This window comes from Paenibacillus sp. Soil787 (genome assembly GCF_001429545.1).
In the GTDB taxonomy this organism is placed as follows: domain Bacteria; phylum Bacillota; class Bacilli; order Paenibacillales; family NBRC-103111; genus Paenibacillus_E.
Map to the genome: position 1 here is coordinate 139,980 of NZ_LMSP01000044.1, position 23,925 is coordinate 163,904.

At 42.8% G+C, this 23,925-nt stretch carries 24 protein-coding genes, 2 pseudogenes and 1 other annotated feature; of the genes and pseudogenes, 21 read left to right on the forward strand and 5 right to left on the reverse strand.

Going from position 1 to position 23,925, the window contains the following annotated elements; translation table 11 throughout:
* Positions 1–84 precede the first annotated feature (84 nt).
* The 7 genes from ASG93_RS26915 to ASG93_RS26945 all read left to right on the forward strand — a co-directional run bounded on the left by ASG93_RS26915 (position 85) and on the right by ASG93_RS26945 (position 6,717).
* Positions 85–1,131: an LLM class flavin-dependent oxidoreductase gene (locus tag ASG93_RS26915; protein WP_056837676.1), complete on the forward strand. Its 1,047-nt coding sequence runs from the start codon at positions 85–87 to the stop codon at positions 1,129–1,131.
* Positions 1,132–1,147: 16 nt separating this feature from the next.
* Positions 1,148–1,471 (forward strand): NIPSNAP family protein, encoded by a 324-nt coding sequence (locus ASG93_RS26920; protein ID WP_056837029.1) that lies wholly within the window; start codon positions 1,148–1,150, stop codon positions 1,469–1,471.
* 70 nt (positions 1,472–1,541) lie between these two features.
* Positions 1,542–2,012 carry an NAD(P)H-dependent oxidoreductase gene (locus tag ASG93_RS26925; RefSeq protein ID WP_056837031.1) on the forward strand — a complete coding sequence of 157 codons (471 nt, stop codon included), beginning with the start codon at positions 1,542–1,544 and terminating at the stop codon, positions 2,010–2,012.
* A gap of 19 nt (positions 2,013–2,031) precedes the next feature.
* Complete coding sequence (locus tag ASG93_RS26930; protein WP_056837034.1) at positions 2,032–2,664, forward strand: DsbA family oxidoreductase; 633 nt, start codon at positions 2,032–2,034, stop codon at positions 2,662–2,664.
* A 44-nt stretch (positions 2,665–2,708) separates the two neighbouring features.
* Positions 2,709–3,452 carry an SDR family NAD(P)-dependent oxidoreductase gene (locus ASG93_RS26935; RefSeq protein ID WP_056837036.1) on the forward strand — a complete coding sequence of 248 codons (744 nt, stop codon included), beginning with the start codon at positions 2,709–2,711 and terminating at the stop codon, positions 3,450–3,452.
* Positions 3,453–3,968: 516 nt separating this feature from the next.
* Entirely contained in the window at positions 3,969–5,507 is a 1,539-nt protein-coding gene (locus ASG93_RS26940) for a spore germination protein (protein WP_056837038.1), read from the forward strand.
* Between the two features lie 52 nt (positions 5,508–5,559).
* Positions 5,560–6,717 carry a Ger(x)C family spore germination protein gene (locus ASG93_RS26945; RefSeq protein ID WP_056837040.1) on the forward strand — a complete coding sequence of 386 codons (1,158 nt, stop codon included), beginning with the start codon at positions 5,560–5,562 and terminating at the stop codon, positions 6,715–6,717.
* 230 nt (positions 6,718–6,947) lie between these two features.
* On the opposite strand, the gene ASG93_RS26955 is transcribed toward ASG93_RS26945, so the two are convergent.
* From ASG93_RS26955 to ASG93_RS26970, 4 genes are all read right to left on the reverse strand, one after another.
* Positions 6,948–8,048 (reverse strand): GerAB/ArcD/ProY family transporter, encoded by a 1,101-nt coding sequence (locus ASG93_RS26955; protein WP_056837044.1) that lies wholly within the window; start codon positions 8,046–8,048, stop codon positions 6,948–6,950.
* A 248-nt stretch (positions 8,049–8,296) separates the two neighbouring features.
* Entirely contained in the window at positions 8,297–9,268 is a 972-nt protein-coding gene (locus ASG93_RS26960; RefSeq protein ID WP_056837046.1) for an oxidoreductase, read from the reverse strand.
* A 3-nt stretch (positions 9,269–9,271) separates the two neighbouring features.
* Complete coding sequence (locus ASG93_RS26965; protein WP_056837047.1) at positions 9,272–9,652, reverse strand: MerR family transcriptional regulator; 381 nt, start codon at positions 9,650–9,652, stop codon at positions 9,272–9,274.
* A 136-nt stretch (positions 9,653–9,788) separates the two neighbouring features.
* On the reverse strand, positions 9,789–10,658 hold the full coding sequence (locus ASG93_RS26970; protein WP_056837049.1) for a LysR family transcriptional regulator: 870 nt from the start codon (positions 10,656–10,658) through the stop codon (positions 9,789–9,791).
* A gap of 138 nt (positions 10,659–10,796) precedes the next feature.
* On the opposite strand from ASG93_RS26970, the gene ASG93_RS26975 reads away from it, so the two are divergent.
* From ASG93_RS26975 to ASG93_RS27025, 12 genes and pseudogenes are all read left to right on the forward strand, one after another.
* Positions 10,797–11,168: a YbfB/YjiJ family MFS transporter gene (locus ASG93_RS26975; RefSeq protein ID WP_056837053.1), complete on the forward strand. Its 372-nt coding sequence runs from the start codon at positions 10,797–10,799 to the stop codon at positions 11,166–11,168.
* A gap of 46 nt (positions 11,169–11,214) precedes the next feature.
* The gene (locus tag ASG93_RS26980) at positions 11,215–11,763 is read left to right on the forward strand and encodes a YbfB/YjiJ family MFS transporter (RefSeq protein ID WP_056837055.1); all 549 of its coding nucleotides are present in this window, start codon (positions 11,215–11,217) and stop codon (positions 11,761–11,763) included.
* Positions 11,764–11,889: 126 nt separating this feature from the next.
* Complete coding sequence (locus ASG93_RS26985; RefSeq protein WP_056837057.1) at positions 11,890–12,459, forward strand: TetR/AcrR family transcriptional regulator; 570 nt, start codon at positions 11,890–11,892, stop codon at positions 12,457–12,459.
* A gap of 228 nt (positions 12,460–12,687) precedes the next feature.
* Positions 12,688–12,867: pseudogene (locus ASG93_RS34500) on the forward strand (EAL domain-containing protein); the annotation flags it as partial.
* Positions 12,868–13,189: 322 nt separating this feature from the next.
* Positions 13,190–14,242, forward strand: a complete 1,053-nt coding sequence (msrA, locus tag ASG93_RS26990) for a peptide-methionine (S)-S-oxide reductase MsrA (protein WP_056837678.1) — start codon at positions 13,190–13,192, stop codon at positions 14,240–14,242.
* Between the two features lie 63 nt (positions 14,243–14,305).
* A complete protein-coding gene (locus ASG93_RS26995) occupies positions 14,306–14,761 on the forward strand; it encodes a DinB family protein (protein ID WP_056837059.1) in 456 nt (151 codons plus the stop codon).
* A 440-nt stretch (positions 14,762–15,201) separates the two neighbouring features.
* Complete coding sequence (locus ASG93_RS27000; RefSeq protein WP_056837061.1) at positions 15,202–15,975, forward strand: pirin family protein; 774 nt, start codon at positions 15,202–15,204, stop codon at positions 15,973–15,975.
* Between the two features lie 12 nt (positions 15,976–15,987).
* The gene (locus ASG93_RS27005; protein WP_056837064.1) at positions 15,988–16,473 is read left to right on the forward strand and encodes a MarR family winged helix-turn-helix transcriptional regulator; all 486 of its coding nucleotides are present in this window, start codon (positions 15,988–15,990) and stop codon (positions 16,471–16,473) included.
* A gap of 43 nt (positions 16,474–16,516) precedes the next feature.
* Positions 16,517–17,569: an LLM class flavin-dependent oxidoreductase gene (locus ASG93_RS27010; protein WP_056837066.1), complete on the forward strand. Its 1,053-nt coding sequence runs from the start codon at positions 16,517–16,519 to the stop codon at positions 17,567–17,569.
* Between the two features lie 732 nt (positions 17,570–18,301).
* Positions 18,302–18,571, forward strand: a binding site (T-box leader).
* A gap of 65 nt (positions 18,572–18,636) precedes the next feature.
* Positions 18,637–20,381, forward strand: a pseudogene (gene ilvB / locus ASG93_RS27015) (biosynthetic-type acetolactate synthase large subunit).
* Positions 20,378–20,893: an acetolactate synthase small subunit gene (gene ilvN, locus ASG93_RS27020; protein WP_056837068.1), complete on the forward strand. Its 516-nt coding sequence runs from the start codon at positions 20,378–20,380 to the stop codon at positions 20,891–20,893. Before ilvB ends, ilvN begins: the two are co-directional and overlap by 4 nt.
* 55 nt (positions 20,894–20,948) lie before the next feature.
* On the forward strand, positions 20,949–21,155 hold the full coding sequence (locus ASG93_RS27025) for a hypothetical protein (RefSeq protein WP_162262883.1): 207 nt from the start codon (positions 20,949–20,951) through the stop codon (positions 21,153–21,155).
* 161 nt (positions 21,156–21,316) lie between these two features.
* Here ASG93_RS27025 and ASG93_RS27030 read toward each other — a convergent pair whose 3' ends face one another.
* Positions 21,317–22,228, reverse strand: coding sequence for a LysR family transcriptional regulator (locus ASG93_RS27030; protein WP_056837071.1), 912 nt, complete (start codon positions 22,226–22,228; stop codon positions 21,317–21,319).
* Between the two features lie 445 nt (positions 22,229–22,673).
* Here ASG93_RS27030 and ASG93_RS37310 point away from each other — a divergent pair, with 445 nt between their 5' ends.
* Together ASG93_RS37310 and ASG93_RS27035 are read left to right on the forward strand one after the other, a co-directional pair.
* The gene (locus ASG93_RS37310) at positions 22,674–22,778 is read left to right on the forward strand and encodes an SDR family NAD(P)-dependent oxidoreductase (protein WP_162262884.1); all 105 of its coding nucleotides are present in this window, start codon (positions 22,674–22,676) and stop codon (positions 22,776–22,778) included.
* A gap of 162 nt (positions 22,779–22,940) precedes the next feature.
* A complete protein-coding gene (locus ASG93_RS27035; protein WP_056837073.1) occupies positions 22,941–23,924 on the forward strand; it encodes an SLAC1 anion channel family protein in 984 nt (327 codons plus the stop codon).
* The last annotated feature ends 1 nt before the right edge of the window (position 23,925 follow it).

Consider the following 23,925-nt stretch of genomic DNA (forward strand, 5'->3'; position numbering starts at 1 on the left):
CCTCCTATAATGGTAGAGAATATGGAGCAATTTGGTAAGTTGGAAGCTTTTTTTGGGGCAAAAAAAGGAAATGAGGTGGACGACATGCCAGTAAATAAAACAAACAAAACACTGGGCGATATACCCTTCTCCGTGCTCGATTTGTCTCCTATCATTGCCGGCGGCAATCCTTCCGAGTCGTTTCGCAACACGCTGGAACTTGCCCAGCTTGCCGAGAAGTGGGGGTATAACCGATACTGGCTGGCGGAACACCACAACATGCCCTTTATCGCCAGTTCCGCCACATCTGTTGTTATCGGCCATGTGGCAGCCGGTACGTCAACAATCCGGGTAGGATCAGGCGGGATAATGCTTCCCAATCATTCGCCGCTGGTAATCGCGGAACAGTTCGGGACACTTGAATCGTTGTTCCCGGGACGTATCGATCTCGGCCTTGGACGGGCGCCCGGCACGGATCAGCGAACTGCACGTGCCCTGCGACGTGACACACGGAACGACGGCCAGGATTTCCCGTTACAATTGGACGAGCTGAGGGCCTATTTTGACCCATCGTTGGCGTCACATACTATGCCTGTGAAGGCCATCCCCGGTGATGGTTTAAACCTTCCGATCTGGCTGCTCGGCTCCAGCGGGTTCAGCGCGCAGCTGGCCGGTCAGCTCGGTCTGCCTTTTGCCTATGCCAGCCATTTCTCGCCTGCAAACACTGTGCCAGCCTTGGAAGTATATCGCCGTTCCTTCAAGCCTTCGAAGGTACTGGACAAGCCGTACGCGATTGTAGGCGTCAACGTGATTGCTGCCGAAACAGATGAAGAAGCAAACCTCCTGGGAACAACACTGCAGCAGCAATTCTTAAATCTGATCCGGGGTAAGGAAATGCAGCTGCAGCCCCCTGTGGGCAGCATGGACAACTTATGGAGCGAGTACGAAAAACAAGCTGTGGAGCAGCAACTGGGTTCTTCTATCTTCGGCAGCCCGAGCACCGTAAAAGATAAGCTTCAAACCTTCCTTGACAATACCCAGGCTGACGAAATAATGGTCAACACCCAGGTGTTTGACCACAAGGCCCGTCTGCGTTCCTACGAAATCGTCGCAGATATCATCAAACATGTAACTTACGAACAGTTTTTCTAAATGGAGGAGGGAAGAGATGTTATATGAGCTGCGAGTTTATGATGTAAATCCAGGCAAAATGAAGGTTATCCAAGACAGGTTCAGAGATCATGTTATTCAATTATTTATGAATCATGATATGAAAGTGACGCATTTCTGGGAAGATTCGGATGATGCGAATAACCGTCTTTATTACGTTGTTGAGCATGACAATATGGAAATGCGTAACCTTAACTACGATCGTTTCCGCAACGATCCTGAATGGATTGAAGTAAAACGAATCTCAGAACTTGATGGACCCTTAGTTAAGAAGCAAGAAAGTATATTTATGAAAAACGTATCATTTTTCGATAACAAATGAAAATCATGCAGGAACCTGCATGTAAATTAAAAAAGATTTCTAAAAACAATAATGAAATGGAGCAAATAAAATGAAAACTTTAGTAATCGTTACTCACCCGAACATCGGCGCATCCAACTGGAATAAAGCATGGGTGGAGGAATTGCAAAAGCATGACGATATCACGATTCATGAATTATATAAAGCGTACCCCGACGAGAATATCGATGTTGCTAGAGAGCAGCAATTGATTGAAGCGCATGACCGTATTATTTTTCAATATCCACTTTATTGGTACAGCACACCGCCATTACTCAAAAAGTGGTTTGATTCCGTCTTGCTATACGGCTGGGCCTATGGTCCGGATGGCTCTAAAACAGCAGGTAAAGAAATCGGTGTTGCGATCTCGACCTATGGTACAGAAGAGTCATATCAAGCAACCGGGTTCAATCGCTTTACCCTGCGAGAAATATTGCGACCAATAGAAGCGCTTGCTCATTTTATTAGTGCCTCTTATCTGCCTCACTTTTCACTAAACGACACTTCTATCGTTACGGAGTAAAGCCAGTTGTGGTGGACTAATGAAAGACTTGATCATTGATGTTTATATGGATACGATGTGTCCCTGGTGTCGCATGGGAACTACCAGTCTGCAAACAGCTTTGAAACAATTGCCAGAAGGCACTAAGGCAACCATTCGTTCGCATGCTTTTCAGATTAATCCTGGTATTCATCCTGAAGGAGAAGATTATCGGCAGGTTATGATTGGCAGATTAGGCGGGGTTCCTCAATTCGAAGCAAGAATGAGGCAGTATAATGAAACCGGTGCTCATTTCGGCCTTACATTTAATATGGATAGTGTGAAATATACACCGAATACTACCTTATCCCATCAGTTAATAGCTATTATGCCAGAGAACTTGCAAGAGCAATTGATTGAGAAAATATATACGGCTTATTTTGAAAATGGCATCGATATCGGTAATGTGGATGAACTTGTGGAAATAGCAAGAGCAAACGGGATCACTGACGATGCTGGTGAACTCAAAATGCGGCTTATTAAAGGCGATGGGATTGAAAAGGTTGAATTAGGACAGCGCAATGCGGAGAAGCTAGGAATCAGAGGGGTGCCTTACTTTGTCATCAACGAGAAGGTCAGCCTATCTGGTCTACAATCCCCTAATGATTTTATAAGAGCGTTTGAAAATAGTTAAGCTGCACGGTACAAGTGTAATCGTGGATCAAGGGGAACGATAAAATGAATTTTCAAGGTAAAGTAGCAGTAATTACGGGTGGAAGCAGCGGTATTGGAAAAGCAGCGGCAATTGAACTGGTGAAACGAGGAGCCAATGTAGTCATCAGTGGGCGCAGCGAACAAGCGCTGGTAGAGGCTGCAAAAGAGGTCGATCCGACAGGCGCGCATGTCGCATATGTTGCCGGTGACATTTCAGATCCCCAAATAGCTGAACGCTTAATCGGTGAAGCACTTTCGCGCTTTGGACGTATCGACACACTGGTGAACAGTGCCGGTATTTTTATAGGAAAATCATTCACGGACTTCACTGAAGCGGATTTTGAATCGATACTGTCCATCAATGTGGCAGGATTCTTCCAAGTTACTCAGCGTGCGCTGACCGAGATGCTGAAGGCAGGTTCCGGCCATATCGTCAACATCACAGCAAGCGGAGGCGCGGAGCAGTCTCTTAAAGCCGTGCCAGCCGTACTTACCGCACTGACCAAAGGAGGCTTGAACGCGGCAACGAAATCGCTGGCGATTGAGTATGCGGATAAGGGCATTCGTGTGAACGCAGTCGCGCCAGGGGTCATTAAGACGCCGATGCATTCGGTTGAGACATATGATTATTTAGCTCAATTGCACCCATTGGGCCGAATGGGCGAGGTTCAGGATATTGTTGACGCCATTGTGTATCTGGAATCCGCACAATTCGTGACCGGAGAGATTCTTCATGTCGATGGCGGTCAAAATGCCGGACAGTGGTAAAGTGTTAGCCCGATCAAGGAAGATGCATCTATAATTGCAGAATACAAGGCAAAACGTTCAGTAATTATTCGGAAGTAGTAGTCTTGGGAAAAATAATCCCGATTATATGTCTTTGTGGGCAGGAGAAGGTTTGCGGATGCTTACTTCTGGCCAAAGTGCAGAGAGTATCGTGCAGGAAACTATCAATCAGGCGCAACGATTCTCTATTAAATAAAAATAGAATGACTGTGGAGACGCGTTTACTTGACCCAAGAGCAATGAAAGAAGACGTGCGTCTACCTTCGTAGTTATCGAAGAGGTTGACACCGAGAATTGGGGTTGGGGCGGACTACCTGTGTTGGAATATCGCCGGCAGCTTGCCGCTAAGATGAAGTAATTACTTTAATTTTTTTTAATCGAACCCAGTGCCAACACGGCACTGGGTTTGGTTTTTATAAAGGGGCGTCTTTACTCATCGTATATGTCTTACTCTATTTGGAATAATAGCAGTGACTGTGTCAACCAGGAGGAGTTTTCATGAGATGGTTTATAAGAGGTAAAGATACATTCAATAATTATGAAAATCTTCCTACAATGAAAAGCAATAACCTGGAGGAAGACAATAATCATGAGTTTACATCGGATATCGAGCAAAACGAAAAGATTTTAAGAGAAACATTCCAGGATTGTTCTGACTTGGAATACCGAAGGATAGAAGGTAACCATAACTTTCAAGGGCTCATTGTTTACATAGATAACTTGATTGATACAAAAATGCTTGAAGAGCATGTAATTAAACCAATGCTCACGAGCTTAACAAATGATAACTTTCCGAAGGAAGCAGGAGATCTCCTAAGTGAGATGATCTCCGTTGGAACCACGAATAGCTCTACAAAAGTATCGGAAACCATTCAAAACATATTAGAGGGTTATGCCGCCATTCTAACGACAGGCAGCAGTAACGTAATGATGGTTTCAATTCCTGGTTTATCTAAAAGAAGTATTGAAGAAGCGTCATCCGAGCCGGTTATATACGGCCCAAGGGACGGCTTCATTGAACATATTTCAACAAACATAAGTCTGATACGTACCAGACTCAAAACATCAAAATTAAAGGTAGAATATATTACCCTAGGAGAGCTGTCCAAGACTCGAATAGCCATTACCTACCTAAAGGGTATTGTGCAGGAAACATTAGTTGACGAAGTTAGAACAAGATTGAATGCCATACAAGTGGATGGTGTACTCGAATCAGCGTATATCGAAGAATTTATTGAGGATCAACCGTTTTCAATATTTCCCCAAGTCCACAATACAGAACGTCCAGATGTGGTGGCTGCTGAATTGCTTGAAGGAAAAGTAGCCATTCTTGTGGATACTACCCCAATTGTCCTTATTGTTCCGATGACGTTCTGGACAGGACTTCAGGCAAGTGAAGATTACTATACTCGTTGGCCAGTCGCTACTTTTGTTCGATGGATTCGATTCCTCTTCATCAATTTAGCGATATTTTTACCTTCATTGTATGTAGCTATTACGACCTTCCATCAGGAAATGATACCCACTAATCTTGTGCTGAGTATTGCTGCCTCGAGGGAAGCCGTTCCCTTTCCTGCGATGATTGAAGCTTTACTAATGGGAGTCATATTTGAAGGCCTGCGGGAAGCCGGAAATCGTCTGCCTAAACAGATAGGCCCAACCATAAGTATCGTTGGAGGTTTAGTCATTGGCCAGGCATCGGTTCAAGCGGGATTAATATCTGCTCCAGTCGTCATTATCGTGTCCATCACTGGCATTGCGGCGTTTACGGTCCCTCGCTATAGTTTTGGAAATGGGATCCGATTACTTCGTTTTCCAATGTTATTCTTGGCGGGGGGACTGGGCCTCTATGGCATTGTTCTAGGATTGATAGGCATCATATTACACGTGACCTCCCTTCGTTCCTTCGGGGTTCTTTATTTTTCTCCAGTCTCTCCGCTTAAGTTGACCGGCTTGAAGGATGTTTTGATAAGGATACCGATTTGGGCGAAATTTCGCTCGTCGACAAGATCGAATCAAGAGGGAGGGCGTTCTTAGCAGTTCATAGAAATTTAGGTTGAGGGCGGATTAAAGATTTGGGGGTTAAGAGATGAGAAGACTAAAATATATGATTCTTCTCGTATTTGTCTTTATTAGCGGGTGTTGGGATCGTATGGAAATGAATGATCTTGCATTTGTCACGGGTACTGCGATGGATCTGTCGGACGACGGCAACATGCTGCTATGTTCCCTTCAAATCGCAACGCCATCTACAGAAGGAGGAATGAGTGGCGGAGGGAGCGGCAGCAAAAATAATTTTTTCATTATATCCGCAGAAGGAAAGAATGGAAATGAAATTCATCAAAAACTTCAGAAGAAAAGCTCACGCCATTTGTTCTACTCTCATCGCAGCATTGTGTTTATTAGTGAACGTTTAGCTAAGCATGGCATTCAAGGTGTACTGGATATCTTTACTCATGACCCAAGAAATCGCTTAAAGACCTATATCATGGTTGTTAAAGGGGAAGCAGGGCGGAATATTTTGCAAATGAATTATCCTTTAAAGCAAGTGCCAATCGAAGCAGTGAGGGAAATGGAAAATTCGGGAGATGATTTAGCAGTAACATTGAAGGATTTTTTTATTTCGTCTGAAAGTGAGGGTGTTCATCCCGTCGTAGGGGTAATTGAATCCGATATCCACTCCAAAGATCCACATAAGCAACTATTTAAGTTAGCGGGCGCCGGCGTTTTTAAAGATTTAAAGCTATCCGGTTTATTAGATATAAATGAAACATTGGGGCTGATGTGGGTGACGAACAAGCTGAAGTTCGGTCGAATCACGGCAAATTTACCTGAAGGTAATGGGGAAGTTGGGATGATGATAACCCATGCTGACCGCAAAATCATTACGCAGACTGGGCATGATTCTGTACAATTTAAGATTCAATTGGAAGGTCAAGGAAGTTTGGTCGAGAATAATTCCGGTCTGGATATCAACGAACCAAAGAATTTGAAGCTAATAACAAAAGCGTTGGAAAATGCAGCCAAGAAACTAGTCAAAGATGTTATATTTAAAATCCAAAAGAAATATAAAGTGGATAGCGTGGGCTTTGGCCAAGAAATTTATAAGCATAACCCTGAAAAGTGGGCAATTTTGAAAAACCAATGGGATACTCGGTTTCCAGAGGCAGATATATTGGTTGAAGTTAACCTGATAATAAAAGGAGAGGGAATGGTACATTCTTCCTTCGAGAAGGAGTCCGAATAATGATCCTGCAAATATCAACTTTTGTTATTTTCACGTTGGGTTGGTCTTACTATAAAGTTCAGATGTTTCTAAATAAAAAACAGCCTAAAGTAGCTGTTATATATAGTTGTTTGATGGGATTATGTTTGATTCTAGGTTCTTTATTACTTGCCCATGTTCATATTAGCATAACAGCTCCTGTGAGATTCATTTTTGAGCCCATCGGAAAAATCATTTTAAAACAATGAAATCTAAACCTCTGACTTCCTCCAACGCCTCTTTATCGTATCAATCATTAGAAGTGCAAGGGGTAAAATGAATTGTGTGAAAATTGCATAACTTGGATAAGAATTTCTAAGAAAAGTAGTCAAATCAGTGGAATAATATTTAAAAACCGAAATCGATCCTATCCCTGCCAAAAGTGTTACAGGGAATACAAAGTCCCTGTAATTTCTAATGTTAAAAAAATGGCTTACACTTAGACATATAATAAAACAGATGAGAGCATCTTTTACAAAGCAACCCATAACCCATATAGCCACCCCTAAAGCTTCCAAGCGTTCAAAACTTCCTGTTATGCCTATATACCGAATTACTTCTAACACTGGAAAAGTCAATTTATCGGTTAACGGCCCGAAGATCATAATCAGAGGTATAATAGCAATGAAGAGAAGACCTGTGATTAGCAACAATGCGATGAACGAAACTTTGGCTGCTTTCTTCGGTTGATTCAAATAAGGAAGAAGCCACCCCAAAATAAAAAATTGACTTAAGTAAGTGGTTGGGAAAACGGACGCCTGAAGGACTGGAACCATTCCTTTACTCATCATAGGAAGGATCCGCTCCGAATCAGATTCTGCGAGCATGAGTATCAAGAGAGGAATCAACAAAACAAAGATGAGTAAGGAAATGTACTCATTAGATCTTGCGATAGATTCGATACCCATATAGGCTGCTAAACCACATAAGAGTGCCAACGTTAGACTGACAACGATACCAGGAGTTCTCATGAGCAAAACGGTATTAATAAACTGAATATGTTGATTAAGTACGACGAAATCATAACTAATCCAGTAATAAATAAAATAACATCCTAAGCATTTTGCAGGCCATTTCCCTATGATTTGAGAGCTGTACTGTATAATCGTAAGACCAGGGTAGCGATTCGACAATTTGATCATCACCCAAATCGTTAATGACCCGATCAAGACAGCAGGGAAAATCGTTATCCAGGCATCTTGCTTGGAGGTCTTCGACTCCAAACCTGGTATAATAAGAATGACGATAGGAGCTATAAAGGAGAAAATTAACAAACATAATTGAGTTCCCGATATTTTTTCAGCAGACTTCATTCACGTTTCTCCTTCAGATCAGATTCTCTCCAAGTATTCCCTTCTTAACACCTTGTATACAGATGGCAAGTAATCCGGGAATAGGTATAATCAATTGAATATTCTTTCTCTCATTTCCGCGACGCTGCTTATTGAACACCTTGCATAGACGATTGTATGTGAATGAAGAAGAGCAATTGGATAGGCCGACAGCCTGTTCAATTGCTCTTCTTTTTGTGAATGGATTAGTACGAATTACAGCGTCACGCTTAGGTCCTGAATTTCACGCCAGTCATCTCCTCGCTGAGCAACCAAAGCCGCTCCGCAAAGCCAGGATCGATCGCCCAAGGAAGTACACCGGACATTACTTGACCAAGCCCTTGCAAAGCTTCGGCCGTTATGACCTCGGCAATATCGGCATCTATGCAATAAACGCCGCCTTTGCCCTCAAGCTGAGGACTCGTCGCACACCATACGTTAGTTGCAGCTCCCTGCTCAGTGGTTTTAAATTCCCCACCTGCTGCACTCTTCTCATCATCCGACATATAACGCACCAAATCAGTCATGATTCTGCCGGGATGGACAGAAAAGGCGCGAACGCCGAACGCATGGCCTAAGCGGTCCAGCTCAACAGCAAACAGCGCATTGGCAGATTTGGACTGTCCATAGGCCTTCCACTTGTTATACTCCTGACGTTCGAAGTTTGGATCTTCAAAATCAACGCCTCCGAAGCGGATACCGGTCGAAGAGACGGAGACAACACGCGCGTTTCCTGCTTGTTTCAAAGACGGCCAGAGCCGAGCTGTTAACTGGAAGTGTCCTAAGTGATTGGTCGCGAACTGGGATTCATAGCCGCGCGCATCGCGCACCAGCGGAGGAGCCATAATGCCTGCATTATTAATGAGCATATCCAACTGCCGGCCAGTATTTAGAAACCGCTGGGCGAATGCGTCGATGGAATCGGGGGCTATAAGATCGAGCTCCTCCAGCTCCACTCTCGGGATATTAGCAATTAAAGTGCGCGCTTTCTCGGGCGTACGCGCGGGTACAATTACCGACGCACCTGCTTCCGCCAGAGCGCGGGTTGTCTCAAGTCCGATACCGGAGTACCCGCCGGTCACGATGGCGATCTTGCCGCTCAGGTCAAGTCCGGCTAGCGCTTCCCGCGCTATTGTTTGCGGCCCGTAGCCCGATGGGATCGGTGCTTGAGGTGTAATCTTATAAGTGTGATCTGTATGCATAGTTCAATCTCCTCCTAAGCCTGAACGCTTCATCAGGTCCTTAAAGTGGTCCAACTTGTAATTCATCATTTCCAAAGTAGCGTTCATTTCCGCCATCTGCGACTCAATTTTGAGTTTATGCTCATGAAGTACACTGTAGCAGCTCTCGTAATTTCGAGCGGATGCCAGGGTCATATACTTTTCAATTTCCTTCAGAGGCATATTGGTTCGTTTGAGATGGGTAATGAAGATGAAACGGTCGAGATGGAGCTTGTCGTATTCCTTCTGCCCGTTTTCCTTACGCTTCACTGGCGGCAGCAGCCCAATTTTCTCATAATAACGTATCGTATCGTAACTGAGACTGGTCCTCTTGGAAATCTCTGCGATTGAAAATGTAGGCTCCATCCCTCACCCTCCTTCCATCTTATTGAATATTAAGTTTGTTCGTTTTCATTTGCATCCTATCGTATGGAGTTTACTCCATGTCAAGCGATTTTCTTCAGCCGTACCTCTTTCACTATCAAGAGCCAATTCTAGTACTTTAGCTAAAATGGGCGCGTATCTCCGATAAGAAGGCTGACAATGCGGGCGTGATTAAAGCGTCTTTGCGCCTGATGAACACGGTAGTGACTATGGCATGCTTGCCGGGGATCTCATGGCAGCGGATTCGGCCTTGCTTTTCCGACTCGGTTATGATGGAACGCGGAAGAAGAGCAATGCCGAGGCCGGCGCCTACACAGCCTATAATCGTTTCAATCGATCCGAATTCCATCAACTTAACGGGCAATATGCCTTCATCTTGGAGCAGCTGATTTAATTTTGCCCGGTAGGAACAGCCGCTGTGGAATACGAGAAGCGTAGCCAGCTGCATATCATGGATGGAATTAACAGGCGGATGGGAGACCGAGGTGACAAGTACCAGCTCCTCATCAATGACGTTTTCCTGAACCAAATCGGGATGCTCCACAGGACCGGCCACGAATGCTCCGTTCTGCTCATAATGAAGAACGGCATGAATGTGCTGCTCGGAAGTACCGGTAATTAAAGAGAAGTCGACCGCCGGATATTCGGTATGATACTTGGTAAGCAGAGTAGGCAGTCGAACGGCGGCAGTTGTTTCCAGAGACCCGATATGAAGCGGCCCTGCGGGAGCGGAGGAGTCTCCGACGGCCAATCTGGCTTCCTGAATGACATGCAATATTTTCTCCGCATAGGAAACAAGGATTTGACCGGAAGGGGTAAGCGTAATGCCCCGATTGTGGCGGTAAAAAAGCTGAGTCTGCAAATCTGTCTCCAGCTGTTGAATCTTATGGGTGACGTTGGATTGGGCAAAGTTTAATTTATGAGCTGCTTTAGAAATGCTGCCTTCGTGCGCTGTGGTAAAAAACACTTTGAGCAATTGAATATCCATATAGACCTCCTGTATATTTAGATTTAGACATCTGAATTTAAGATATTTAATATCACTATTCTGTATTATACATGATAACTGGAATCATTGTATGATGACTGAATGAACAGACGAAAGTAGAGATAGGAGGGGAAGTGAATGGAGAGAAGGAGTTTGATCGTTTTGCTCGGAGGCATAGCAGCATTGATGGTGGCTATGGGAATCGGAAGGTTCGCCTTTACTCCTATCCTCCCGATGATGATGGATCACCATCTGTTCTCCGCCGCGGGTGCGGGTTATCTGGCTTCAAGCAATTATTCTGGGTATTTGATTGGTGCATTTGTCCTGACGCTGGTCCGGGTTAAAAGCCGATCCATGCTGCTGTTCGTCGGGTTAATCGTTTGTATTGCTACCACATGGGGAATGGGTGTGTTCCACAGCTTAGAGGCCTGGGTTGTACTCCGGTTTTTGTCGGGCCTTGCCAGCGCAATCGTGGCATACCGGCACGCAGACGTTAAGCTCTCCTCATGACCACGACCATCAACCTTCGGCCGTTCGGCGGGTCTTGATATGTTTGATGATTTCCTATGGCTTGGAAGGCTTGGGCTACATTGTTACCGGTACCTATCTTGTAGCTTTCGCCAAGTCGGTTTCTAACATCCCCAATATTGCGTCATTTAGTTGGATACTGGTTGGTATTGCCGCGACGCCTTCGTGCATCGGTTGGTCGATGCTTGCCTCTCGATGGGGAAAAAAGTGGACATTGACCGTTGCCATGCTCCTGCAATCCATAGGTATCGCAATTCCAGTTCTTATTCCTTCTTCAACCGCTATATTCGCTGGCGCCATACTGTTCGGCGTAACCTTTATGGGGATAACGACGCTGTCTATTTCTTTTGCCAAGGAGTTATACCCCAAAAACAACCGAAAGATTATAGGTTTGCTGACCACCTTTTTTGGTTTGGGGCAAATTATCGGACCGCTTGTTGGAGGTATTCTGATCTCGGGAAATGGCAACTACCTCACCGCTTTAATCGGAGCGGCTTTTATCGTCTTCTTGGGGGCGCTTAGCTTGCCGTTGGGTATAGGCCGAACCGACCGGCAGCTCAAACAAGCTAAATGTTAAAGGTTTGAGGTTTGACACGGCCAGAATTAATGAGGGGTTCTCTCGTCGTAACTAACCAAATTCTTTCGGTTTTTGAAGAAGCACTCAATGTTGACAACGCTATCTACTAAAAGGTAGAATTAAAACATGACAAAAATTAAAAATACAGCAGAGGCTATTTTGGATACTGCTCAGTCGATTGTTCAGGATGTCGGGTTTAACGGATTTAGCTATGCACACATTGCAGAAAAAGTAGGGATACGCACTGCCAGTATACATTACCATTTCCCAAATAAGGAGGATTTAGGAGAAGCGCTGATTTCACGGTATCACAGAAATTTTATTTCTGCAATTACTCAAATCGATACCCAGACACAGAACAGTTTGGAAAAGCTACGCAAATTCACTTTACTTTACGGCGGCCCTGTTCAAGATTATTGTACTTGTCTGGGCGTCATGATTTCTACTGACTTGGCTACTTTATCAGGTAAGACACGAGAAGGGCTAGCTCAGCTTTTCAGCGCTAATTTAGAATGGCTAGAACGAGTGATGGATCAGGGGCGGCGTGAAGGGTATCTAAACTTTGAAGGTGCCGCGAATGTGCAAGCCCATCAATTCCTTGCTTCGCTTCAAGGTGCGCAATTACTTGCAAGAAGTTTTCGGGATGTAAGCAGGTTTAACATGATTGCCGAAGGATTAATATCCGCTTTAACTTAAAAAAGAAGGCGGATATTTTTTGCAAATAATTTACCTTTTGATAAGTAGGGGATTCTACGGCAATGGAGCTGACCTCAAGGTGGACAGCGAATTCTTAAAGCTTGATATATCATACAATTAAAATGAAAGGAGCTGCCGCGGCAGCTCCTTTCATTTTAATTGTACACCGTTTTTATTAGGAAAAAACTTTGAGCAACTGAACCAGAAAGCGCTCTAAAGAGGGTTGAAAAATATATCCTTCACACCCTGGAGGTGTTCAAAGATATGGGAATCTACGTTTCAATCGATGATCTCAGTACGGGATATTCTTCATTAAACTATTTAAAGCATTTCACTGTAGATGCGTTAAAAATCGACCGCTCGTTTATCAAGGTTTGCTTAGAGACAAAGTGCTACTACCCAAAATGATCTTGTCTTCGATAGAACAAAAGCTGCAGTGTATTCATTTCGTCACTCCATATAATCAAAGGCATGACTTTTGGCATAGAGCGTGAGATTTATCATGCTTTGGCGACCAAATGTTCTGCCTTTTTCTTTGTGAAAACATGACCTTTCACAGATTTGCTTGCGTTCTTTTCTTGTTAAAATCTTAGTGTAAGAAATCAAATTGCTAGATACCACGGAGGTGAAAGGAAAATTGAATTTTAAAAAACGGAAATTATATGTGTTATCCTTCGCTCTATTAGTCTTTATTGTTTATTCCTTTTACAGTTCTTTTCACAAAAATGAAATGGTGAGGGCTCATGGGGTTTTAACTACAGTTAATGAAAATTCGAGCACGGATTACGAAACCGCTATTTTTTCAGGTGGTTGTTTCTGGAGTATGGAAGCTATTTTCGAAAAGCTTGATGGCGTCTTGCGCGTTGAAAGTGGTTATACAGGAGGACATAAGGAAAATCCCACCTATGAAGAAGTGGGTTCTCAAACTACAGGACATCTCGAATCGGTGGAAGTTCGTTATAACCCGAATCAGATTACGTATGACGAGCTGCTTCAAGTTTTCTGGCGAAACGTTGATCCTACGGATGCAGATGGTCAATTCGTTGATCGTGGCAATGAATATCAATCCGCTATTTTTTACAATAGCAATAAGCAGAAAGAGTTGGCTGAAGCATCCAGAGATGCATTAGCAGAATCAAAAAGGTTTGAACAACCGATTGTAACTAAGATTTCAGCTGCATCAACGTTTTACAGAGCCGAGGAGGAACATCAGGACTATTACAAGAAAAATCCAATCAGCTACAAGATAAACGAATTCGGCTCTGGTCGCGATTCATTTTTGGATAAAACTTGGGGCAACGAACGAGTAGTGAAAATTCCAGCAAAGATAGGTTTGAATAAAGATTTTAATAAAATGGAAAAGCTAAAATCACTCACTAAGCTCCAATATGATGTAACTCAGAATGATAGGGACGAGCAGCCATTCAAAAACGAATACTGGAATAACAAAGAAGAAGGAATTTACGTGGATATTGTATCGGGTGAGCCTTTGTTTAGCTCAAAGGACAAATTTGATGCAGGTACGGGCTGGCCTAGTTTTACAAAACCTTTAGAGCCAAACAATATTATTTTTAAAGAAAAAACTGATTTTTTTTCGGTGACTACCCAGGTCAGAAGCCGTAATGCTGATTCCTTTCTGGGCGATGTGTTCAAAGACGGACCCCAACCAACAGGACTGCGATTCTGTATGAACTCTGCGGCGTTACAATTTGTACCGGCAACTGAACTTGAAAAAAGAGGATATGGCGCTTATGCCGACCAATTTAACGGGCAGAAATCGTGAAAATGATTGGAAAGAATAGACACTAAATAACAATAATCATAAAATTCAGGAGGCTTGAGAAATATGAGAGATGAATTTGTATTCCATATATTAGACAAACACCATAAACAATTGCTTGAACTGGTTGAGGGATGTCCAGAAGACAAACGCAAGGTTGTGCCTGAAGGTTTTATCAACAGCATTCATTGGCATATTGGGCATGTTCTTACGGTTACTGAGTTCCATGTGTTCGGTCTTTCAGAGCAAACTCTGGTCCTTCCAGAAAACTACCAAGCGTTTTTCGCTTACGGTTCGAAACAATCGGATTGGCAAGAAGAACCGCCTGCGTGGGATTTATTAATCGCTCAGCTGAAAGAACAGCTTAACCAGATCCATGAGTTGTTGAAGGATAAGCTGGAAGTATCTGTGAAGGAGAACTTTCTAAAAGGCGAAAATTTCGGGGAGTTAATCGTCTCAACTGTGCTGCATTTAGTCAATCATCTGGGTATCATCTGGGCTATGCTGAAAGTGCTGAAATGATCAAAAAGTAGACACTTTCGTATCATAAAATCGCAGTAATCGGCGACTGGACTTTCGCGCTTGGATCGTATCGTCACATTGGTGGACTATGAGGGAATATCGATGTGAAAATTAATATTATGGAATAAAAGCTCTCCCAAATAGGGTGGCAGCCCATTCATGGCTGCTGCCCTATTTGTATGTTTATAACTTGCGAGCAAATAGCTGAAGGACCCCTTGTTGTAGGGAAATTGGTTTACATTCTCTTCGCAGATGTTCCTACTTTTTACAGGTTGACAGATATAAACTCTAGTATTAGAATAAATATAATTATTATATTTAATTATAGTTATAATAATGATATGATATATTTTTTGTGGACCCGCTTGCTGCGGTTGGCGGAATCTGGGGCTTTTGTCCATTTGATTTGGAGCAAACCTTTAAGAAAAGGAGTTTTTCAAATGAATATTCAAATATTAGAACCTGAATATCAAGCTAAAGAAGAATTCGACCGCGGCAAAATACAAGCTCAGAAACCTCTAGGTTTTTCGGGGCAAGGGGCTGCTACGGTCAGGCTTGGTCCTCTTTTTTATTGGTCTTGGTCATATGCTGCGGCAAAAGGAGGGATCGGGCTTCATCCTCACCAGGGGTTTGAGATTATTTCATATGGCATTGCCGGTCAAGGCTTTCACAAAGATTCACTCGGTACCGAAAGCATTCTTGGACAGGGTGATATTCAATTGATGCAAGCAGGCTCGGGTATTCAGCACGCAGAAAGCGTCGAAGCGGGTTACGAAGGTTTTCAAATTTGGCTTGAGCCTTACTTGAATGAAGCGGTAAGAAGACAACCGACCTATTCGCTGTTCAAGCACGAGAAATTTCTTCAGACAGGCCAGGATGGGGTAAACGTAAAGACGATATTGGGCGAAGGCTCGCCCATCCTTCACCTGGTAACAGATGCACGGATGTACGACGTCGAGATTCAGCCAGGAGCATCATTTATCCATAAGCTATTGCCAAACCGGACACTTGCAGGATTGGCGATTAGAGGTATAGGTGGTTCCATCTGGGTATCCGGCCAAGAACCAACCTCATTTAAGAATAAAGACTTTGCGATCGTTCAATCTCAACAAGAAGGAGAAATCAACATACGCGTTTCAGGAGAAAAGCTTCGAATATTTCTAATTGATGTTCCTACTTTGGTTGAATATCCTTTGTATAATAAGGCCAGATAAGGGGGATGGAGAATGACTGAACGAGATGCTGAGGGTAAGGAACTTGATTTAAAACTAATACGCGTAATAAGAAACATGGTGAAAGAGTTGTACGGGAGCTTAGAACGTGACATTGACAGCTATGGCCTCAGTGGGGAGACCTTTCAAATTTTGGAGTTTCTTTATAATAAAGGACCGCAGCCTATCCAGAAAATAAGCGACACCTTCACGATTCCAAGCGGTAGTATCACCTACGTGGTTGATAAGCTTGAGAAGAAGGGCTTCGTGGAACGACTCCCCATCCCGGGTGATCGACGAAAAACGAATGTGACATTGACTGCTGAAGGGCGAAGCTACTTTGATAATATCTTCCCAAGGCATGTTCAATCGATCTCCAATAATTTGTCCTTCGCAACGGACGGGGAGAAGCTCGAACTTATTCACGTGCTGAAGAAAATTGGGTATGGTATCAAGAATCGTGAAGGCAATACCAATAATGATGGATCAGATTCTTTTTGAAAGAAGGATTTTACTTAAATTTTGTATGTAGGGGGATTAGAAAATGGAAATAGGTATAGATACATTTGTCGAAACAACTCCGGATGTTAAAACGGGCAAGACAATAAGTCATGCGGAGCGGTTGCGTGAGGTTGTTGAAGAAATCGTCCTTGCCGATCAGGTTGGGTTGGATATATTTGGGGTTGGTGAGCATCATCGTAAGGAATTTGCGGATTCCGCTACTGTCGTTGTGCTGGCTGCAGCGGCGTCCATGACGAAAAGGATACGCTTAACCAGTTCGGTTACCGTACTCTCTGCTGTTGATCCAGTACGTTTGTTTCAGCAATTTGCCACGCTCGATGGTATTTCAAATGGTCGTGCTGAGATTATCGCGGGTCGAGGCTCTATGGTCGATGCGTTTCCATTGTTTGGTTATGATTTAAAAGACTATGATGAGCTTTACGCGGAAAAATTGGAACTATTATTAAAATTAAGGGACTCAGAGAAGATATCCTGGAAAGGAAAGCATCGACCTGCCCTTACGAATCTGGGGGTGTATCCGCGTCCAGTTCAGAACCCTTTACCCGTGTGGCTTGGCAGTGGGGGTAATGCGCAATCGGTCATACGAGCAGGGGAACTGGGACTACCTCTCGTTTTGGCGATCATTGGCGGGAGCCCCTTGCAATTTGCTCCGCTCGTGCCACTCTATAAGGACGCTGCTACTCGTGCAGGACATGATGCATCGAAATTAAAGATAGCCGTACACTCACTCGGGTTCGTTGCGGAGAGTACCTCACTTGCGGCGGAAAAGTATTTCCCTCCCACTCAGGCAGTGTTTAATTCAATGAGCAAAGAGCGTGGTTGGGGACATTATAGCCGTTCACAATTCGATGCCTCATGCAGCCCAGAAGGCGCATTCTACGTAGGCGATCCCGAAACGGTGGCCAACAAAATTATTTATATGCAAAAACATTTAGGCTTCTCACGATTTTTCCTACATTTACCTGCCGGCAGCATGCCACATGAGGATGTTATGAAATCCATTGAACTATTGGGTAAGGAAGTCGCACCGCGAGTTCGGGAAGAGGTCGCAAGATGGGAAGCCGACAATGAGTGACGCGTAGAAAAACTATAACAAGGGTATCTAACGCTTAGGATAAAAAATTAAGAAATAAGGAAAGTAAGGAATAGGGCTGACCTGAAACGTAAAAATTCGGGTCGGCCTCTTTATGCAAGGGAAAAAAGTAGACTGGAGTTTTAATTGATGCTGGACGCTTTGCGGCGTTGCCGTATACTGCTTATCATCCATAAAATCAAAGGTATGACAATGTAAACGAAGGGGTAAAAGTAGCCGATAAGATATACGTTCTTAAACATATATGAAATCCGTATATTGTGCGAGCTATAGATCACGAACGCCAGCCATATGAAAGTCGTTAGACAAGCGATAAGCTTCCAACGAGCCTGATCTTATCTTTCTTGACATTGAAATGCCTGGTTTAACAGGGCTTCAAGCAGCCGAAATAATCTAATAGCTAGGAGTAAAGTCGAAAATTATATTTTGCACTGCTTATGATCAGCACGCCATTGAAGCATTCAAACTGCGGGCGTTTCATTATATATTGAAGCCTTATGATGAAACGAATATTCAGGGGATTTTGAAACATCCCTAGAATATCCCGTTTCCACTCTAAAATCTCCCTTCTAACAAGTCAATCATAATTCTGATATCCCCTTTGTTATCTAGTTTTGATATACCAGGTATCGAGTCTTTTCATAACCAAAATAGATCACTTTATGATAACCTAATCTACAAGGTAATCAAGATACTTTTAAATATTTCAAATAATTCCATGCGATGAAGAGAATAAAGTACAAGGGCTCTTAAGTTCAGAGAGCAAAGGATTTGGTGGAAGCTTTGCCTTAAACCCTTGTACGGTCATCTCGGAGCTTTTGAGTGAAAACCAGATTGAACCTTGAACCTGGTAATAAGCTCATACGTATAGCACACGTTATTATGCTAGAGGTCAAAGGGTTTACTTTGACTTCATGAGGCTGGAAGTCATGAGATTTCCGGTGAATCTGGGTGGTACCACGAAATGATCCTTTCGTCCCTAATCGCTGTATAACATTGCGGTTAGGGATGGAAGGATTTTTATATTTTAGAAAATGGGAGGAAAAACCATGATAAAGATTGAGGAACTACAGTCGAAGCATGAATGGCTTAATAGGCTAATGAAGAGCGATATGGTAACAGGATCGGAGGCACTTATCAGAAGCTTACTAATTGAAGGTGTCGATAGTGTTTTTGGGATTCCAGGAGGAAGTATCCTGTACATTTACGACGCCATTCGTGACATTCCAGAGTTTAAACATATTATAGCTCGTCATGAGCAGGGGGCAATTCATGCTGCAGACGGCTATGCGCGCGCTACAGGAAAAGTTGGGGTTTGCTTTGCAACATCGGGACCTGGGGCAACTAATCTAGTTACGGGTATCGCCACTGCTCATATGGATTCTGTTCCATTAGTTGTGATTACAGGAAATGTTTGACCGACCTGCTTGGTACTGATGCGTTTCAGGAAGCGGATATTACCGGTATCACAATGCCTATCTTGAAGCACAACTATTTAGTTCGTGATGTTAATGAGTTACCAAAGATTATTCATGAAGCATTTTATATTGCTTCCACTGGACGAAAGGGGCCGGTTTTGATCGATATACCAAAGGATGTATCGAGCCAAAAGATGATCTTTCAATATCCGTTCGATATTCCTAAGATTCGGGGATACCAACCGGACATCCATCCGAATTTAACACAAATCGAAAAATTACTCATGGCTATCGAAGAAGCCGAACGTCCTGTCATTCTGGCTGGCGGGGGCGTTATATATTCGGACGCTTCCAAGGAATTACTCGAATTTGTAGAAAAAACCCGGATACCAGTTACGACGACATTGCTTGGCTTGGGAGGATTTCCAAGTGCACATGAATTATGGATGGGCATGCCGGGCATGCATGGAACATACGCAGCCAATAAAGCCTTACAAAATTGCGATCTTCTCATCAGTATAGGAGCACGCTTTGACGACAGAGTAACGATGAAAACTAGCGGATTTGCTCCTAAGGCGAAAACTATTGCGCATATTGATATCGATCCAGCAGAAATTGGGAAAATCGTTCAAATAGCGATCCCTTGTATTGGCGATGTGAAATCCGTGCTTCAACAAGTTAACGTTCATGCGAAACCGACAAAATCTGAAGCATGGCTGACAGAGATTCAAGAAAACCAAAAAAAGAATCCTCTTCGTTATACGGATTCGGAAATAACTTTAAAACCACAATTCGTAGTTGAAATGATTAGCGAAACGACCAATGGCGAAGCGATCATCACTACGGACGTAGGGCAGCATCAAATGTGGGCCGCTCAATTTTATAAGTTTAAGCATCCGCGTTCGATCATTACCTCAGGTGGACTTGGAACAATGGGCTTTGGTTTACCTTCGGCGATAGGGGCACAGGTAGGTTCCCCAGACCGACTCGTGGTGTCTATCAATGGCGACGGAGGAATTCAAATGAATGCACAAGAGCTTGCGATTTGTTCTATTCATAACATTCCCGTGAAGATCGTTATTCTGAATAATCAGGTCCTCGGCATGATAAGGCAATGGCAAGAAATCATTTACGATAGCCGCTTTAGTCATATGGACCTCTCTGGTAGTCCAGATTTCGTAAAACTAGCAGAAGCCTATGGTGTTAAAGGGCTCAGGGCAACAAACAAAGAAGAGGCTCGTACGGTGTGGAAAGAAGCTCTGGAAACACCAGGTCCTGTACTTATTGATTTTGTTGTTACTCAGGATGAGAATGTTTTTCCAATGGTTGCCCCGGGTTCCACGATAGATGACATGATTATGGGGGATGAAAGATGAAACGTCACACGATTTCTGTTCTTGTAAACAACCATCCGGGTGTTTTACAGAGAGTTGCTGGATTATTCGGACGCAGGGGTTTCAACATTGACAGTATAACTGTAGGTCAGTCAGAAGAACCTGGATTGTCCCGTATGATCATTGTGACATCCGGGGATGATAAAACACTCGAACAAGTACAAAAGCAGCTTAATAAACTAATCGATGTTATTCAAATTGTTGAATTAACCGCTTATCCGCTGGTTGACCGCGAGCTATCACTTATCAAAGTAAGTGCTGTGTCTAAAGTGAAGCCGGTTATTTTAAGTATTGTTGAACCCTTTCGTGCTTCTATAGTTGATTTAGGATTGGAAAGTCTAATCATTCAAGTTGTTGGAGATCAAGATAAAATTAATTCATTAATTGAGCTGCTGGGACCCTATGGCATCTTGGAACTAACACGAACAGGATTGACGGCTATGACTCGCGGAGAAGTCCAAGGTGATTTACAACCTAATACAACATTAACATGATAACCAACGAGTTAAATCCGTTAAGTGGAAAATAAAAATGGAAGGTAGAGATAACATGAAAACACTATATCATGACAATGAGTTAGACAATGCCATTTTTTTTAGCCATTATATAATGGTCATGAAGGACGGAAGAATGATCGGAGGAGGTACTATTGAAGCATATAATGACAGTGAGGTACAGGTGGGTAACAGACAATATTCACGTAAAAAATCAACCTTTATTGTTTCACCAGCTCCTCAAATCTCAATTTATTTCTAATGCAGATCAATGATAAGTCAAAGTGGATCTGCGATTGTTTGTTACGAGTTGCATAGAAATTAATAACGTAAGGAACCGCCAGAGGTGGTTCCTTATTTCTAGTTCAATTGAACGAAAAGTGGAGAATGCTCTCCTGGTTAGAAAGTCTAAGAAAATCGAGCCTAGTTTTGAAACGTACTTTGTTCCGCCAACTTTAATTCAATAATATGATTTGATAATAAGTCCATAAACAGCCGGGTAGCCTGGCTTATATATTTATCTTTATGGTAGATGATGCCAATTTCCCTGCTTAGCGTTGGATTTACAATTTTAATTGCTTTTAACTGTGTGTCGTTGTACATATTCAAGTACGTTTTAGATAGGGCGGTCACTCCAGCGCCAGCTTTTACAAGGCTAATAATGGTTTCGATCGCCGTCGTTTCGATGATTGGCTCAAAATTAAAACCACAAGTACTGCTGGTTAAATCCATAATTTGCCGGCATTTGTGCGTTTGGGGGAACAAAATTACCGGATATCTGCTGATTTCGTCAAAATTAATGCTCTCTCGTTCGGCCAAAGAATGGTCGCTAGAAACCGTCAAATAAATATCTTCCTTATATAAGGGGTGTTTACGAATACGTTCATCTTCGATAGGAAGAATTGTGATTGCCAAGTCAATTTGATTCTGAATGACTCGTTCTACAATATCGTCGAAATTGACGATTTTAATTTGCACTTCAGGATAAATATTATGAAAATCGATCAACAAAGACGAAACGAGTTGAGTTAGCTCTCCGGGGAGTGCACCTATGGATAAAGTTCCGCGGGTTACCTTTTGAAGCTCCATAATTTGCACTTTGACATTCTTTAAGGAAGAAAAAATCACTTTGCATTCGCTTAAAAGAATTTTACCTGCTTCAGTTATCGCAATTTTTTTACCGATCCGGTCGAAGAGTGGAACCCCAAGCTCTTCCTCCAGCATCTTGATTTGATGACTCAGCGTCGGCTGACTCATACCCAGTTTCTCTGAAGCCCTTGTGAAATGCAATTCTTCACAAATTGCTGAAAAATATTCCAGTTGTCGAAACTCCATTGATATACCTCACTTTTATGTTCATCTAGACAAATTGTAGTATGTACTATGTGAAAAAATAGTATTTCTAAATATTCCTTATACAATAAACTTTTACATAAATATAATGTTTTTGTAAAAAAGAAAAACTAAATGATCAATTTAATTAATGATAACAATAGAAAATCGAATATTGATACTTTTCATCAATTAATTAATAATGATACTTATGTTAGATAAAGGAGTGAGTTTATCATTTATACAACTTATACCTTTAAAGTGCAAGCACATTAATTTCTTGCATCGCTTCAAGTGGCGCAATTAATTGCGAGAAGTTTTCAGAACTTAAGCAGGTTTGGAGAAAAATAATATCTGTTTTAACCAAAAATTAAAGCAAATATTTTTACATTGAACTACCTTTTAATAGGTAGATTAGGGGGCAATAAAAATTAGTTTTCAAGGTGAAGTGGTAGTAGTTATTGGTGGAAACAGCGGAATTGGAAAAGCCGCGGCAATTGAAATGGTGAAACGAGGAGCAAACGTATTAATGGCCGCCGTGAACAAGCATTAGCAGAGGCTGCAAAAGAAATCGATCCAAACAGCATATAGCGTGTCTACACGCTAGGCGTCGCCAAATCATTGAGAAAGTAATTTAGTCTTACCCGTTCAAGCATGTAGAGTAATTGGCCGAGCGGTTCAACAAAATTATTAAAGAAAGTAGTGACAATCATCCATGCAAACTATAACTGCCGTACAGGAACAAAAAAGCATCGGTTCAATTCAATTCTTACCCGTTAACCTATTTGCATCGGTTATGGGAATTTCAGGTCTATCATTGGCTTGGAGAGAAGCAAGCAAGCTATTCGGCACTTCCACCGTCATTGCTGATATTATAGGAATTATTGCAATTGTGATTTTTATCGCGTTAAGCATAGGTTATATTTCAAAATGGGCTTTATACCCGCAAAAAGTCAAAGCTGAATTTATGCATCCCATCGTGGGGAATTTTTTCGGTACGATCACGATAGCCATACTCTTGCTTTCCTCCGTGATCGGCATCTACAGTCAAATATCGGGGCAAGTGATTTGGATCATCGGAGCAGTATTGGCATTAGCGCTTTGTTTTGTTTTCGTTGCACGCTTGTTGAACGGGAATCACGAGCCGCTTAACAAGGTTCCGGCTTCGCTGGTTCCTGTGGTAGGGACCCTTGATATTTCGGTTGCCGGGGGGACAATGCCGTTCCCATGGGCGCATGAATTTAATTTATTTTCCCTTGCAATCGGTGGAACCGTGGCTTTAGTATACTTCACGTTGATCCTATCCAGATTGATTCATCACGCTCCAATGCCAGCAGGATTAACACCTTCTATGATAATAATGATTGCACCGTTTGAGGTTGGTTTTCTTGGCTATACGAACTTTGAGAAGGGAATTGATCAGTTCGCCTCCATTTTGTTTTACTTTGGTCTGTTCTTGTTCACTGTCTTGTTCTTCAAAGTATTCAAAAAGTCGATCCCGTTTGGCGCTTCTTGGTGGGGCGTAAGCTTTCCGATAGCTGCTCTCAGCAATGCCGCTTTAAAATATGCGATGTTCGTGGATTCGTGGCTGTTAATAGCCATTTCAGCGATCATTTTGGCTTTGCTCAGTATCGTTGTGTTCGTTCTCTTTATTCGAACAATGAAGGTGCTATTTAATGGGAGTCTGCTTAAAGGATAGT